Source organism: Pseudomonas sp. (genome assembly GCF_041601375.1).
Classification (GTDB): Bacteria; Pseudomonadota; Gammaproteobacteria; order Pseudomonadales; family Pseudomonadaceae; genus Aquipseudomonas.
The window spans coordinates 17,926-31,973 of record NZ_JBFIIG010000031.1 but is presented as its reverse complement, the minus strand read 5'-3'; the positions used below and the strand labels follow the sequence as shown (position 1 = coordinate 31,973).

13 protein-coding genes are annotated in these 14,048 nt (G+C 63.8%); 1 reads left to right on the top strand and 12 read right to left on the bottom strand.

What is annotated here, in order from left to right; genetic code table 11:
* Positions 1 to 166: 166 nt before the first annotated feature.
* From sufC to ABZE94_RS06815, 3 genes are all read right to left on the bottom strand, one after another.
* Positions 167 to 943: a Fe-S cluster assembly ATPase SufC gene (gene sufC, locus ABZE94_RS06825; RefSeq protein WP_372874784.1), complete on the bottom strand. Its 777-nt coding sequence runs from the start codon at positions 941 to 943 to the stop codon at positions 167 to 169.
* 13 nt (positions 944 to 956) lie between these two features.
* Positions 957 to 2,405 (bottom strand): Fe-S cluster assembly protein SufB, encoded by a 1,449-nt coding sequence (gene sufB, locus ABZE94_RS06820; RefSeq protein ID WP_372874783.1) that lies wholly within the window; start codon positions 2,403 to 2,405, stop codon positions 957 to 959.
* Positions 2,406 to 2,534: 129 nt separating this feature from the next.
* Positions 2,535 to 2,849, bottom strand: coding sequence for a Rieske (2Fe-2S) protein (locus tag ABZE94_RS06815; protein ID WP_372874782.1), 315 nt, complete (start codon positions 2,847 to 2,849; stop codon positions 2,535 to 2,537).
* Positions 2,850 to 2,965: 116 nt separating this feature from the next.
* Between ABZE94_RS06815 and ABZE94_RS06810 the strand changes: the two genes are divergently transcribed.
* Positions 2,966 to 3,637, top strand: a complete 672-nt coding sequence (locus tag ABZE94_RS06810) for a helix-turn-helix transcriptional regulator (protein WP_372874781.1) — start codon at positions 2,966 to 2,968, stop codon at positions 3,635 to 3,637.
* 175 nt (positions 3,638 to 3,812) lie between these two features.
* Here ABZE94_RS06810 and ABZE94_RS06805 read toward each other — a convergent pair whose 3' ends face one another.
* The 9 genes from ABZE94_RS06805 to alc all read right to left on the bottom strand — a co-directional run bounded on the left by ABZE94_RS06805 (position 3,813) and on the right by alc (position 14,036).
* Entirely contained in the window at positions 3,813 to 4,256 is a 444-nt protein-coding gene (locus ABZE94_RS06805) for a thioesterase family protein (protein ID WP_372874780.1), read from the bottom strand.
* Between the two features lie 110 nt (positions 4,257 to 4,366).
* On the bottom strand, positions 4,367 to 5,056 hold the full coding sequence (locus ABZE94_RS06800) for a polysaccharide lyase family 7 protein (protein ID WP_372874779.1): 690 nt from the start codon (positions 5,054 to 5,056) through the stop codon (positions 4,367 to 4,369).
* A gap of 239 nt (positions 5,057 to 5,295) precedes the next feature.
* Positions 5,296 to 6,090: an ABC transporter ATP-binding protein gene (locus ABZE94_RS06795; RefSeq protein ID WP_372874778.1), complete on the bottom strand. Its 795-nt coding sequence runs from the start codon at positions 6,088 to 6,090 to the stop codon at positions 5,296 to 5,298.
* Between the two features lie 22 nt (positions 6,091 to 6,112).
* Positions 6,113 to 7,102 (bottom strand): ABC transporter permease, encoded by a 990-nt coding sequence (locus ABZE94_RS06790; RefSeq protein WP_372874777.1) that lies wholly within the window; start codon positions 7,100 to 7,102, stop codon positions 6,113 to 6,115.
* Between the two features lie 54 nt (positions 7,103 to 7,156).
* A complete protein-coding gene (locus ABZE94_RS06785; RefSeq protein ID WP_372874787.1) occupies positions 7,157 to 8,476 on the bottom strand; it encodes a CmpA/NrtA family ABC transporter substrate-binding protein in 1,320 nt (439 codons plus the stop codon).
* Between the two features lie 735 nt (positions 8,477 to 9,211).
* Positions 9,212 to 10,762, bottom strand: coding sequence for a cation:proton antiporter (locus tag ABZE94_RS06780; protein ID WP_372874776.1), 1,551 nt, complete (start codon positions 10,760 to 10,762; stop codon positions 9,212 to 9,214).
* Positions 10,763 to 11,100: 338 nt separating this feature from the next.
* Positions 11,101 to 12,357: a urate hydroxylase PuuD gene (locus tag ABZE94_RS06775; RefSeq protein WP_372874775.1), complete on the bottom strand. Its 1,257-nt coding sequence runs from the start codon at positions 12,355 to 12,357 to the stop codon at positions 11,101 to 11,103.
* A gap of 47 nt (positions 12,358 to 12,404) precedes the next feature.
* Positions 12,405 to 12,908 carry an ureidoglycolate lyase gene (locus ABZE94_RS06770; RefSeq protein ID WP_372874773.1) on the bottom strand — a complete coding sequence of 168 codons (504 nt, stop codon included), beginning with the start codon at positions 12,906 to 12,908 and terminating at the stop codon, positions 12,405 to 12,407.
* A 135-nt stretch (positions 12,909 to 13,043) separates the two neighbouring features.
* Entirely contained in the window at positions 13,044 to 14,036 is a 993-nt protein-coding gene (gene alc / locus ABZE94_RS06765) for an allantoicase (protein WP_372874772.1), read from the bottom strand.
* Between the last annotated feature and the right edge of the window lie 12 nt (positions 14,037 to 14,048).

The following is a 14,048-nucleotide window of genomic DNA, read 5'->3' as shown; positions in this document are numbered from 1 at the left end:
CTCCATGCGGGGATGCGGGAGGCCGAGCGCGAGGAAACGCTCGTGCGCCCGCTCGCGCATCCGCCTCAGCCAGAGGGGCGCGCCCGCCAGCGTCTCCTCGCGCGCCGCGAAGGCGTCGAGGAAGGCAGCCGTGTCTCGGGTTTCGGGCCTCATCGCCACGCTCTCCTCACGACCGGGCCGCGGCGCCGAGCGATCCGCCGCCCGTGTGCTCCGCGATCCAGCCGTACCCTTTCGCCTCGAGCTCGTGCGCCAGCTCGCTGCCTCCCGAGCGGATGATCCGACCGTCGTTCAGCACGTGAACGCGGTCCGGCACGATGTGATCGAGCAGGCGCTGGTAGTGCGTGACGACGATCGTCGAGCGCTCGGGCGACCGCAGCGCGTTGACACCTTCCGCCACGATCCGCAGGGCATCGATGTCGAGACCCGAGTCGGTCTCGTCGAGGATCGCCAGGCTGGGTTGCAGAATCGCCATCTGGAAGATCTCGTTGCGCTTCTTCTCGCCGCCGGAGAAGCCCTCGTTGAGCGCGCGGTTCATCAGCTCCGGATCCATCTCGAGCAGTTGCATGCGCTCCTTGGCCAGGGCGAGGAAGTCCATCGCGTCCAGCTCCTCGAGCCCGCGCTGCTGGCGCACGGCGTTCAGGGCCGTGCGCAGGAAGTACAGGTTGCCGACCCCGGGGATCTCCACCGGGTACTGGAAGGCGAGGAAGATGCCGGCGGCCGCGCGCGCTTCCGCCGGCATGGCGAGCAGATCCCCGCCCCGGTAGCGCACCACGCCGCTGACCTGGTAGCCCGGGTTACCGGCGAGCACCTGGGCCAGGGTGCTCTTGCCCGAGCCGTTCGGCCCCATGATCGCGTGCACCTCGCCGGCCTCGATGCGCAGGCTGATGCCGCGCAGGATCTCATGCCCCTCGACGCTGGCGTGCAGGTCTTCGATCTCCAGCATGTGCCACCTCCACTCAGCCGACACAGCCTTCCAGGCTGACGCCGAGCAGTTTCTGCGCCTCCACCGCGAACTCCATCGGCAGTTCCTTGAACACCTCGCGGCAGAAGCCGTTGACGATCATCGGCACCGCGTCCTCCTCGCGGATGCCACGCTGGCGGCAGTAGAACAGCTGTTCGTCGCCGATCTTCGAGGTCGACGCCTCATGTTCGACCTGGGCGCTGGGGTTCTTCACCTCGACATAGGGGAAGGTGTGCGCGCCGCACTGGCTGCCCAGCAGCAGCGAGTCGCACTGGCTATGGTTGCGCGCGCCGCTCGCCGCCTTCTGCACCTTGACCAGGCCGCGGTAGGTGTTCTGCCCATGGCCGGCGGAAATGCCCTTGGACAGGATGGTGCTGCGGGTGTTGCGGCCGATGTGGATCATCTTGGTGCCGGTGTCGGCCTGCTGGTGGTTGGCGGTCAGGGCCACCGAGTAGAACTCGCCGACCGAGTCGTCGCCCTGCAGGATCACCCCCGGGTACTTCCAGGTGATGGCCGAGCCGGTCTCGACCTGGGTCCAGGAGATCTTCGAGCGGCTGCCTGCGCACTTGCCGCGCTTGGTGACGAAGTTGTAGATGCCGCCGCGACCTTCGGCGTCGCCCGGGTACCAGTTCTGCACGGTGGCGTACTTGATCTGCGCGTCATCCAGGGCGATCAGCTCGACCACCGCTGCGTGCAGCTGGTTGTTGTCGCGCATCGGCGCGGTGCAGCCCTCGAGGTAGCTGACGTAGGCGCCTTCCTCGGCGACGATCAGGGTGCGCTCGAACTGGCCGGTATCGGCGGCGTTGATGCGGAAGTAGGTCGACAGCTCCATCGGGCAGCGCACGCCCTTGGGCACGTAGCAGAAGGAGCCGTCGGAAAACACCGCCGAGTTCAGGGTGGCGAAGAAGTTGTCGCTGTAGGGCACCACCGAGCCCAGGTATTGGCGCACCAGCTCGGGATGCTGCTGCACCGCCTCGGCGAAGGAACAGAAGATCACCCCGGCCTCGGCCAGCTTGCGCTTGAAGGTGGTCGCCACCGACACCGAGTCGACCACCGCATCCACCGCGACGCCGGTCAGGCGCTCCTGCTCGGCCAGCGAGATGCCGAGCTTGGCGAACATCGTGCGCAGCTCGGGGTCGACCTCGTCGAGGCTCTTGGGCCCCGGGGTTTTCGGCTTGGGCGCCGAGTAGTAGATGATGTCCTGGTAGTCGATGGGCGCATAGCGGACGTTCTGCCAGGTCGGCTCGCGCATCGTCAGCCAGTGGCGGAAGGCTTTCAGGCGCCAGTCGAGCAGCCACTGCGGCTCGCGTTTCTTCGCCGAGATCAGGCGAATGACCTGCTCGTCGAGGCCGCGTGGGAGGGCGTCGCTCGGCAGGTCGCTGACGAACCCGTACTTGTACGCCCGGCGGCTGAGTTCGCGAATCTTGACGTTGTCGGTGCTCATCGTTGCCTCCTCATGCTGCTGGCAACTGCCTTCAACTATACCCTTGGACCCATACCCCTTCGACCAGTTTGGCAAGAATGTTCTTTACTAAGTATAGATGCTCAGCATCCGGCGCCGGCGGCGCGGCCATCAGGGATCGAATCGGCGCAACAGGATGTCGCCAGCGTCCACGCGCACCTCGAAGCGCTCGACGCAGTAGGCCGAATCGGTGAGGCACTCGCCACTGCGGACATCGAACTCATAGGCGTGCATGGGGCAGGTCACCACGCTGCCGCACAGGCTGCCTTCGCCCAGCGGGCCGTCCTCGTGCGGGCAGTCGTTGTGGATGGCGTAGTACTGGCCGTCGACGTTGAACAGGGCGACGGGCGTCGCTCCCAGGTACAGGGTCATGCCGGTGCCGGGGGCGATGTCGTCCACCCGGGCGACCTTGACGAATTCACTCATGGCGTTCCTCCGCCTCGCGACCGCTCGACGCAGGGCGCTCTTTGGCTGGACGAGCAAGTCTGGATTACCAATAATTTACTGTACAAAGTTTACAAATTTGCAGGAAGGGCGGAGCGATGGACGTTGCCAGCAGCAAGACCGAGTTGCCCACTTGCGCACGGGATCGCGTTCTGTTCCTGCTCAAGCGGGACGGCCCGCAAGCCGTGGCACGGCTGGCCCCGCAGTTGGGCGTGAGTAGCATGGCGGTGCGCCAGCAGCTGGCCCTGCTGAGTGCCGAGGGCCTGGTCGCGTTCAGCGACGAGCCGCGCCGGATCGGCCGGCCGGCACGGGTCTGGCGGCTGACGGCCAAGGCCGATGCACGTTTCCCCAATCGGCACGGAGCCCTCGCGGTCGAGCTGCTGCAGGGCGTGCAGAGCACCTTCGGCGAGGCAGGCTTGCAGCGCCTGACCGATGGCTGGACGCGGCAGCAGCTGGCGGCCTACCGCGCACAGATGCCCGCCACGGACCTGCCGCTGGCACAGCGGGTCGCCGCGCTGGTGCGCCTCCGCTGTGCGGAAGGCTTCATGGCCGAGTACCGGGCCGCCGAGGATGGTGTGCTGGAGCTGGTGGAAAACCACTGCGCGATCGCCCGGGCGGCGACCTTCTGCCAGCGGCTCTGCGGTGGCGAGCTGGCGCTGTTTCGCGAGCTGCTCGGCGAGGGGGTCAGGGTCGAGCGCGGCGAACACCTGCTGGCGGGGGACCGCCGCTGCACCTACCGCATCTTCACCTGCAGCGACGCGCCCCGGTAGGCGCGGTGGCCCGGTCTACGACGGAGCGCTGTCGCGCAGCAAACTTGCTAGCCCGCTAGCACCTGTAGGAGCGGCTTCAGCCGCGAAGCTGTGCGGTGTATCGAAGAATTCGCGGCTAAAGCCGCTCCTGCAAAAAAACGTCATAGCCCATAAAATCAATGGCATGCGGGTTGTTTTATAAGAGCCAGTTGACCTTGGGGAACTTGCTGCTGAACACCGTCGGCATCGCCACCACCTTGCCGAGCTTGTAGTCGAAGAACACGAAGCCCGACTTGGCCATCGCCACCAGGCTGCCATCGGCCGGGCGGGTGATGCGGAAGGTGATGTCGCCACCGTATTTGTTGAAGTCCATCACGCCGACCTCGAACAGCAATTGATCGCGCGCATGCGCTTCCGTGCGGTAGGTGGTGGCGAGGTCGGTGACGATGATGCCGGTGCCATCTCCGCGGGTTTCGTGAATGCCGAATTCGAACAGGAAGCGCGCCCGTGCCTCGGAAATCATCGAGATCATCGAGTCGTTGCCCAGGTGGTTGGACGCGTTGATGTCGGTCACGCGGACGGTCAGGTGGGTGCTGTAGCAGTATTGGTCTTCGGGGAACTCGAGTTCAAGGCGGGCCATGGGCAGCTCTCGTGCAGGCGGGATAGGGCGGCGCAATTGTACGTGGGCTTTTGTCGATTTCACCCTATCGGCCCGGTGAATGATGCACCGCCCTGGCTACTCGTTCGCCCTCAGCGGTGCAGGGAGTTCAAGTGATAGAAGGTCACCCGCCCGCCTTCATTGGAGGGGCCGTAATTGTCCTGAATATAGGCACCGGCCTTGAAGTACAGCTGTTCCTTGCTCCAGTACGCGCTCAATTGCCGATAGAGCGCGCCCTTGTCGCCGTCGCTGCTCTGGACGCTGACGCCAAGCTTGCCGCTCGGCGTGATGCGCAGTTCATAGCTGAAACGCTCGTCCAACTGGATGTTCTCGGTCAGCAGGATGTTCTGTACCTCGGCATCGCCCGGGCGTTTGCGCAGCAATAGCTCGAGTCGGCCGACGCCGCGCCGGTAGTGGTATTGCAGTTTGGCCAGCGGGTCGTTGTCGCTGCCGGGTTCGTCCTTGCTGTGGATCTGGCCGATGACGACCTTGTTCTGGCTCGGCACCTGGTTGATCGTCAGTACCGCGCTCAGGTAGTTGTCGGCGCCGTAGTAGTACCAGTTGCTCAGTGTGCCGTCGGCCTGGGTTTCGCGCAGCTCGCTGCGCGGGTAGCGGGCGTCGGCGGTATGCGATCCGTCGACCGGCACCCAGAAGGTGAGACTGCCGTCGTCATTGCGGCGCATGTATTGGCTTTCATAGCCGTTGTTCAGGCGCGGGGTTTCGATGGTGGTGGGGGATGGGTCGGTGGGAACCGAGAGGTTCCAGGTGGTGAGATCGAGCACGACTGATCCTTAGTGATCTTGAACGACTGTGAATGGCTGGATTTCGGTGGCCGCCAGCGCAGTAAGTTCAATCGGATCGGGAATTTCTCAATCAGGTTGGCGGGATCGGTCGGGCCTGTGAGGCTGGCTCGCCAGGATTTATCGGCCTTTAGCGCAGCCGTCGGTCGGCCTGGCGCAGGCCAGCCCGCTGCAACCCGCAGCCTGATGCGCGGGTTGCAGCGGGCTCATGGCGGCAGCGCTCAGGCCGCCGGGCGCTGTTGCTTCTGGTAGAGGAACTCCAGCACGGCGGCGCGATATTCGTGATAACGCGCGTCATGCGCCAAGGCGATGCGCTCGCGCGGGCGCTGCAGATCCACGCGCAGGATCTCGCCGATACTGGCCGCCGGGCCGTTGCTCATCATGACGATACGGTCGGACAGCAGCACGGCTTCGTCGACATCGTGGGTGATCATGATCACCGTATTGCCGAGGTCGGCATGGATCTCCATCAGCGAGTCCTGCAGGTGGGCACGGGTCAAGGCGTCGAGGGCGCCGAAGGGCTCGTCCATCAACAGCACCTTGGGCTGCATGGCCAGCGCGCGGGCGATGCCGATACGCTGCTTCATGCCGCCGGAAATCTCGCTGGGGCGCTTGTCGCGCGCGTGGTTCATGTGCACCAGCTCCAGGTTGTATTCGATCCATTCGCGCATTTCGCCGCGTGATTTCTTGCCCTGGAATACCTGGCGCACCGCCAGTTCGATGTTCTGGTAGCAGCTCAGCCAGGGCAGCAGGCTGTGGTTCTGGAACACCACCGCCCGCTCCGGACCTGGCGAATTGACCTCGCGGTTGTCGAGGATCACGCCGCCGGTGCTGGCCTGGTAGAGACCGGCGACGATATTCAGCACGGTCGATTTGCCGCAGCCGGAGTGGCCGATCAAGGACACGAACTCGCCCTTGTCGATTTTCAGATTGACGTTCTGCAGGGCGCAGTACAGACCCTTGTCGGTGGGAAAGCTGATGCCGACGCCGGTCAGTTCGAGATGTGGATGGTTCATGGCGAGCTCCTGAAAGTGGCGATTAGCGCAGGTCGGCATTCTTGTCCCAGCTGACATGGCGCTGGAGCATGAGCATGAGACGGTCGAGGACGAAGCCGAGCAGGCCGATGACGATGACCGCGACCATGATCCGGCCGAGCGAGTTGGAACTACCGTTCTGGAACTCGTCCCAGATGAATTTGCCCAGGCCGGGGTTCTGCGCCAGCATTTCTGCGGCGATCAGCACCATCCAGCCGGTGGCCAGGGACAGGCGCAGGCCGGTGAAGATCATCGGGATGGCCGCCGGCAGGACGATGCGGCGGACATGGCTGAGGGGCGACAGGCTGAGCACGCGGCTGACGTTCTGCATGTCCTTGTCCAGGTTGGCCACCCCCACGGTGGTGTTGATCACGGTCGGCCACAGGCAGCACAGCGCCACGGTTACCGCCGAAGTGACGAAGGATTTGGCGAACAGTGGGTCGCTGCTGGTATAGACGGCGCTGACCACCATGGTCACCAGCGGCAGCCAGGCCAGCGGCGACACTGGCTTGAAGATCTGGATCAGCGGGTTGACCGCGTTGTAGATGGGCTTGCTCAGGCCGCACAGGATGCCCAGCGGTATGGCCAGCAGCGAAGCGATGAGAAAGCCGGTCATGACCGTGTACAGGCTGGTGAAGATCTGTTTGAAGAACGTCGGCTTGCCGGTGTACGGGCGAATGCTGACGTCGGCATCCGGGTTCTGGGCCAGTTTTTCGGCGTTGCGCTTTTCCTGGCGCTCGAAAAAGGCATCGGCGCGCTTCTGCTCGCGCTGGTGTTCATCGACCAGGGCGCCGAACTGGCTGGCCACCTGGGTCGGGCCTGGGAATTTGCCGAGACTGGTGTCGATGCTGCCGGCAATCATCTGCCAGAACAGCAGGAAGGCGAAGATGCCGAACATGGGCATCAGTACGCGGGGCAACCAGCGTTTGAAGGCCAGGCCGCGAGCGGATCTCAGCGTGTCTTGAATGGGCTGGGCGACGGCGGGGTTGCTCATCGTCTTGTCCTCGAGGCAGAGGGAGGCCGGCGTGTCCGGCCCCCAGGGCAATGTTTAGAGTACCGAGTCGGCCTTCAGACCAATCTTGAACTGGTTGATGTACTCGTTCGGTTTGCGCCCGTCATAAGACACGCCGTCGATGGTGTCGGCCAGCGGCGGGCGGAAGCCGTCTTCGCCGGCCGGCGGGAAGTCTTCGGCCTTGGCCTTGCCTTCGGCGACCAGTTCGCTGGCGGCGCTTTGATAGACCGCCGGCAGGAAGACCTGCTTGGCCATATCGAGGTACCAGCTATCGGGTTTGGCTTCGCCGATCTGACCCCAGCGGCGCATCTGGGTCAGGTACCAGACGGCATCGGAGTAGTAGGGGTAGGTGGCGTGGTAGCGGAAGAACACGTTGAAGTCCGGAACCTCGCGCTTGTCGCCTTTCTCGTACTCGAAGGTGCCGGTCATCGAGTTGGCGATCACCTTGGCATCGGCGCCGACGTACTCGGGACGCGAGAGGATCTCCACGGCTTCCTGGCGGTTGGCGTTATTGTCTTCATCCAGCCACTTGCCGGCGCGAATCAGTGCCTTGACCACGCGCTTGTGGGTTTCCGGGTTGGCATCGGCCCAGCTCTTGGATACGCCGAACACCTTCTCCGACATGTTCTTGCGGATGTCGTAGTCGGTGACCACCGGCACGCCTATGCCCTTGAACACGGCGGCCTGGTTCCAGGGTTCGCCCACGCTGTAGCCATTGATGGTGCCGGCTTCCATGGTGGCCGGCATTTGCGGCGGCGGGGTTACCGAGAGCAGTACATCGGCGTTGAGGGTGCCGGTGATGTCGCCCTTGGCCGGTGCGTAGTAGCCCGGGCTGATACCGCCGGCGGCCAGCCAGTAGCGCAACTCATAGTTGTGGGTGGACACCGGGAACACCATGCCCAGGTTGAAGGGCTTGCCCTTGGCCTTGTACTGCTCGACCACCGGCTTGAGCGCGTCGGCCTTGATCGGATGCACCGGCTTGCCGTTTTCCATCGGCACCTGTTTCTTCATCTCCGCCCAGACGGCGTTGGACATGGTGATGGCATTGCCGTTGAGGTCCATGGTGAAGGCGGTGACTACCTCGGCCTTGGTGCCGAAACCGATGGTCGCGCCGATCGGTTGGCCGGAGAGCATGTGCGCACCGTCGAGTTCGCCGTCGATCACTCGATCCAGCAGCACTTTCCAGTTGGCCTGGGCCTCCAGGGTGACGTAGAGGCCTTCGTCTTCGAAGAAGCCTTTCTCGTAGGCAATGGCCAGTGGTGCCATGTCGGTGAGCTTGATGAAGCCGAACTTGAGTTCGTCCTTCTCCGGGTTGGCCGCGTGGGCGATCTGCATGCTCAGCGGGGTGAGCAGCATGACGGCGGCGCAGCCAAGGCCGGTCAGGGTCTTCTTCATAAAGGAGCGGCGAGCGGTGGAGTTACGCATGGTGGTTCCTCAGTTCTCGGAAACGAAAAAAAAGACGTCAACGGACAACTCTGCCAACTAGGGCAGGGTGCCTTTGACGTCTTTGTCTATTCGTCTCGATCACCGCCGTTGGCGATCCGAAGACGGGTGTTAGGTCTTGACTGGGTATATGCAAAGGGCTTGCCAGATTTGCTGCGGCGATGGGCGAGGCGGCTCGCCGGTCGCACTATCAGAACCTAGACGGGTTCTAGTATGTGATATGTAATCTATATATATCAGCTAGATAGAATCGATAATTAATGCTGTATATAGTTAATGTGCCCGGAATTCGCGGCAGCCCAAATGGCAAGGATGGCGGCCTGTCTGCAGGGTTTTGATCCAATGGCGGGCGCACTGAAGGAGCAATGAGCGTTTTTGGTTCGCCTTTCACGCGCCCTGGTCGGCAAGGTGAAAGGCGTGCCGGAGGTTTGGCCGCTATCTGCGGTTGTCGGGAATGGGGGCTTGTTGGAGGGGACTTTCCCGCGAATGGGTATCGGCTCGGCCGATGGGGTCGCGGCCAAGGTCCCTTCCCACAAGATCACCACGGCCCTGTGGGAGTGGCGTGGCCACGAACCGTCGTGTGTCGCGCCGATGAACCCATGCTGTACTGCCTGCGGCGAGTGCTGATGGGATGGCGGTCGTCGCCGCTCAGCTGCGCGCTTGCAGGGCGCGGGCAACGTGCTCGGCCAGACCGCTGCCGGCCTCGCTCATGGTCAGGTAGGTGCGGTCGGCACCGGCTTGCTGGATGCGCTGGGCGATGTCTTCGTACATGGCGTGGGCGACGATCAGGCCCTTGAAGCCGCGTTCGCGCAGCTTGTGGGTGGAGATGATCTTGGCTTCCTGGTCGTTCATGGCCAGGATCACCGCCTTGATCGCTGGCATCTCCAGGTTCTGCCAGAACATCTGGTCTTCGCCGTCGGCGAATTGCACGCGACGTCCGGCCTTGCTGCTCAGTTCGATCGCCACCGGGTCGGAGTCGAGGCTGCACAGTTTGAAGCCCTTTTCCTTGAGGTGATCGTAGGCGGCGCGGCCGGTGCGGCCCATGCCCATGATCAGGATCTGTGCATCGCCCAGCGAGACCGGTTGTTCGTCTGGATGACGGATGTTGCGCTCGAACGGGATCAGGCGCTTGGCCAGGCGCTCGTAGAGCGGGTGGGCGAAGCGGTTCAGTTGCGCGGAGATGACGAACGACAGGGCCACGCTGATGGCCAGTGGGATGAGCCATTGCGGCAGCACCACGCTGGCCACGATCAGGCCGAACTCGCTGTAGTTGGTCAGGCTGACGCTGCTGAGAAAGGCGCTGCGCGCGCGCAGGCGGAACAGCAGGAACAGGCCGAAGAACAACAGACCCTTGAGCGGCAGCAGCAAGGACATGACCACGGCGAACGCCAGGGCGTCGGCATCCGGCAGGCCGCCGATACCGATCTGCAGGAAGAAGCCGACCAGGAACACCTCCTTGATGCTCCACAGCGAGTTGGACAGCTCGACGGCGCGCTTGTGCTTGGCCAGCATGGCGCCGAAGGCCAGGGCGCCGAGTTCCGAGCTCAGGCCCAGCGATTCGAAGCCATAGCCGCCGACGACCAGGGCCAGCAGCAGGCCCAATAGCACCATCAGTTCCTCATGGCCGCTGGCATCCAGCAGGCGGAACAGCAGCGGGCGCAGCAGGGGCAGGGCGAATACCAGCAGCGCCCAGGGCGAAGGAGCATCGCCGTTGGCCAGGCTCATCACCAGCAGGGCGAGCAGGTCCTGGATGATCAGCACGCCGATCGCCACCCGACCGTGGAAGGCACGCAGTTCGCGCTTGCCCTCCAGCACCTTGGCCGCCAGCACCGTACTGGAAAAGGACAGGGCGATGGCCAGCAGCAGCCCCTCCTGCCAGGGCAGATCGAGGATCAGCAGGATGGCCGGCAGGAAGATCAGGCTGGAGATGGCGAAGTGCAGCAGCCCGCCGCCAATCACCTCGCGCCTGACCAGGTTGCTCAGCTTGAGCTTGAGGCCGACGGTGAACAGCAGCAGGAGCACGCCGAGGTGGGCGATATGCTCCAGCGCGGCACTGTCGCGCGGGCCTACACCGAAGTGTTCGCCGAAGGTGGCGAGGGCGAAGCCGGCGGCCAGGTAGCCGACCAGCGGCGGCAGCCCTATGCCGCGCACTGCCAGACCCATGATGAAGGCGAAGGCGATCCAGGTGGCTTCGATCATGGGCTGTCCTTATCGGCTGGAGGCAAAAAGCTGCGCATTGTAACGGGCCGAAGGCACAGGTTGTCTAGCACAAGCCTTGCGCGACATGTAGCGGTGGCCGAGCAGGGAGGCCTAAGCCGGTGCAATGAAGGCATGGGGTTCACGCCGGCAGCATTTTCTCGCCGCCGTCAGCAAGGCGTGCGGCGCGAAGCCAGGGTGACAGTTGGGAGATTGCGATCGCGGATTGCGCGCAGTCCTGGTTGCCGGCTGCAGGTATGGGGCGGGCCAGACGAAAAAATGCCGCTCACTCTGCTCAAGTGAGCGGCATTGCTTGCGCCGGCCGGTGCCGGCTGCAGGGGCTAGTCGAGCGGCGCGCCCTGGGCGATCCAGGCGCCGATCAGGTCGCGCTCCTCCTGGGTCATCTGGGTGATGTTGCCCAGCGGCATGATCTGCGAGGCGACGGTCTGGGCATGGATCTTCGCTGCCTGTGCCTTGATCTGCTGCGGGGTGTCGAGCATGAAGCCGAGCGGCGCGGCGCTGAACATCGGGCTGCTCGGTTGGGCCGAGTGGCAAACGCTGCAGCGTTCCTGGATCACCTTGTTGACCTCGGTAAATTCCGCGCCTGCTGCACTTGGGCGCGCTTCAGGCATTTCCTCCACTTTGGCGACGCTGACGGCGGGCTGGCTGGCTGTAGCGGCAACCGGGGCGGCTTCGGGCGTCGAGCGCACGGGAGCGGTGACATAGGCCAGGCAGATCATACCCAGGGCCGCGACCGGCAGAGTCCAGGCGAACCTGTTGCTGTCGTGGCGGGTGTTGAAGTAGTGGCGCACCAGCACTGCAAGGATGGCGATACCGGCCAGGATCAGCCAGTTGTACTGGCTGCCGTAGGTGCTGGGGAAGTGGTTGCTGATCATGATGAACAGCACCGGCAGGGTGAAGTAGTTGTTGTGCCGCGAACGCAGCAGACCCTTGGCCGGCAGGGTCGGGTCGGGGGTGCTGTTGTCTTCGATCGCCTTAACCAGCGCGCGCTGCGCCGGCATGATGGTGAAGAACACGTTGCCGACCATGATGGTGCCGATGATGGCGCCGACATGGATATAGGCTGCGCGACCGCTGAAGATCAGGTTGAAGCCGAAGGCCGCGGCGATCAGTAGGACGAACAGCACCGCACCGAGCAGGGCCGGGCGCTTGCCCAGGGCCGAGTCGCAGAGCAAGTGGTAGATCACGTAGCCAGCAAGCATGGAGCCGAAGCCGATGGCGATGGCCATTGCCGGTGCCAGGTCGACGCCAGGCTTGACCAGGTACAGGCTCGGGTTGAGGTAGTAGACCACCAGCATCAGGGCCACACCCGACAGCCAGGTGGCGTAGGCCTCCCATTTGAACCAATGCAGGTTGTCCGGCATCTGCGGCGGGGCCAGCTTGTACTTCTCCAGGTGGTAGATACCGCCACCGTGGATTGCCCACAGGTCGCCGGCCAGGCCGTCGCGCGGGTTGACGCGGTTGAGGTTGTTTTCCAGCCAGACGAAATAGAAGGATGCGCCGATCCAGGCGATGCCGGTGATCATATGGATCCAGCGGATGCCCAGGTTCAGCCACTCAGTCAAATGTGCTTCCACAATCAGTACCTCTTTCCCGCTGCCGGCAAGCCGGCGCCAGGCTTCTCTTATTGGTGGGGGTCGAGGAGCAGTTGCTCTGCCTCGGTAAAGAAATGCTCATCGCAGTTGTTGCCGGAACCACTGCGATCAACCACCAGGAAGTCATCCCGCTTTTCGATCGTCAGCACCGGGTGGTGCCAGACGCCGCGATGGTAATTAACGCCCTGCCTGCCGTTGCTGCGGAAGGCGCGGACCAACTCCGACCGAGGTGCATCGCCAAGTGGCGCGACCAGGATCAGAAAGGGGTGGCCGAGCAACGGCATGAATGCCTGGCTGCCCAGCGGATGGCGCTCCAGCATGCGCACGGTCAACGGCATCTCCAGCGCCTCGGCACTGAAGATGCTGATGATCGCCGTATCCTCCGGCTGTGCGGTCTCGACCGTGGCCAGTTTGTGATAGCGGCGGGTGGAGCCGTTATTGATCATGAAGAACTCGCTGCCCTCGGTTTCGATAACGTCGCCGAAGGGGGCGAAGGCTTCTTTGCTCAACGGCTCGATGATCAGTGTGCGCATGGTGGTCTTCTGTTCTTTGAGTTCGGAAATGCGGTGTTGCTTTTGCTCTTTGTGGGAGGGGCTGGGCGGCATTCCGCTATAGCCGCGATGCTTTTGGGAGCGTTAAGAGCTTCGCGGCTAAAGCCGCTCCTACGGTCATTTTATCTTGCCGAACAGGCGCAGACGGCTGATGCCCCCGTCGGGGAACACGTTGACCCGCACGTGAGTGATCGGCCCAAGCGGGTTGATCTGCTCGGCGAACTCATGCTCGGCGTGCATCGAGAGCTTCTGGCTTGGCAGCAGTTCGCGCCAGAACAGGCTCTGGGTTTCGATCTGGCTGTCGGTGCCGCCTTTGACGAAGGCGCCCTGGATCGAGCAGCTGTCCGGGTAGTTGCCCTTGAAGTGCAGGGTGTCGACGACGATGCGCTCGATCTCGCCGGGGTGACCAAGGGCGACTATCACCCAGTCATTGCCCGGGGTGCGCCGGCGCGCGGTTTCCCAGCCGTCGCCCATGTTGATGCCACGGCCCGGGTTGAGGATGTTGCTCATGCGGCCGAAGTGTTCGTCCGAGCAGGCCAGGGCGCGACCGCCATTCAGCGCAGCGGCCAGATCGACCTGCTGGGTGTCGCCGACATCGCTCCAGTCGCGGAACGGAATGCCATAGACGCGCAGACGGGCTACACCGCCGTCCGGGTAGATGTTGAAGCGCAGGTGGGTGAAGGCCTGGCTGTTGGCGATCTCGTGGTAGTGGTGATTGTTGCCCTGCAGTTCGACCGCGCCCAGCACTTCGCTCCACTCGGTGGCGTCGCTCGGGTCGCCCTCGGCGACGAAGCAGCCTTCCAGGGACGCCGACGGCGGGAAGTTGCCGGTGAAGAAGCTGGTATCGATGTCCACGCCCTTGATCGAGCCCGCCACGCCGAGGCGGATCACCGCGCTGTCGTAGCCTTCGAAGCGCTTGCGCCGCGATTCCCAGCCATCCATCCACTTGCCGTTGTCGTCGAACACGCCTTCCTTCCATACCGCCGGGGTCGGCTGGAACAGGCGGTTGACGTCGGCGAACCAGTCGTCGGTGACCGAGATGGCTTTGGTGCCCAGGCGGGCGTCGGCCAGGTTGAGGTATTTCTCGAAGGGTACGGCGTAAGCTTTCATATCGTGTCTGCC

Bases quoted from the DNA above. Each gene is read 5' to 3' on its own strand.
- sufC (WP_372874784.1), bottom strand. From the start codon at position 943: ATGCTGGAGATCGAAGACCTGCACGCCAGCGTCGAGGGGCATGAGATC.
- sufB (WP_372874783.1), bottom strand. From the start codon at position 2,405: ATGAGCACCGACAACGTCAAGATTCGCGAACTCAGCCGCCGGGCGTAC.
- ABZE94_RS06815 (WP_372874782.1), bottom strand. From the start codon at position 2,849: ATGAGTGAATTCGTCAAGGTCGCCCGGGTGGACGACATCGCCCCCGGC.
- ABZE94_RS06810 (WP_372874781.1), top strand. From the start codon at position 2,966: ATGGACGTTGCCAGCAGCAAGACCGAGTTGCCCACTTGCGCACGGGAT.
- ABZE94_RS06805 (WP_372874780.1), bottom strand. From the start codon at position 4,256: ATGGCCCGCCTTGAACTCGAGTTCCCCGAAGACCAATACTGCTACAGC.
- ABZE94_RS06795 (WP_372874778.1), bottom strand. From the start codon at position 6,090: ATGAACCATCCACATCTCGAACTGACCGGCGTCGGCATCAGCTTTCCC.
- ABZE94_RS06790 (WP_372874777.1), bottom strand. From the start codon at position 7,102: ATGAGCAACCCCGCCGTCGCCCAGCCCATTCAAGACACGCTGAGATCC.
- ABZE94_RS06785 (WP_372874787.1), bottom strand. From the start codon at position 8,476: ATGCTGCTCACCCCGCTGAGCATGCAGATCGCCCACGCGGCCAACCCG.
- ABZE94_RS06780 (WP_372874776.1), bottom strand. From the start codon at position 10,762: ATGATCGAAGCCACCTGGATCGCCTTCGCCTTCATCATGGGTCTGGCA.
- ABZE94_RS06770 (WP_372874773.1), bottom strand. From the start codon at position 12,908: ATGCGCACACTGATCATCGAGCCGTTGAGCAAAGAAGCCTTCGCCCCC.
- alc (WP_372874772.1), bottom strand. From the start codon at position 14,036: ATGAAAGCTTACGCCGTACCCTTCGAGAAATACCTCAACCTGGCCGAC.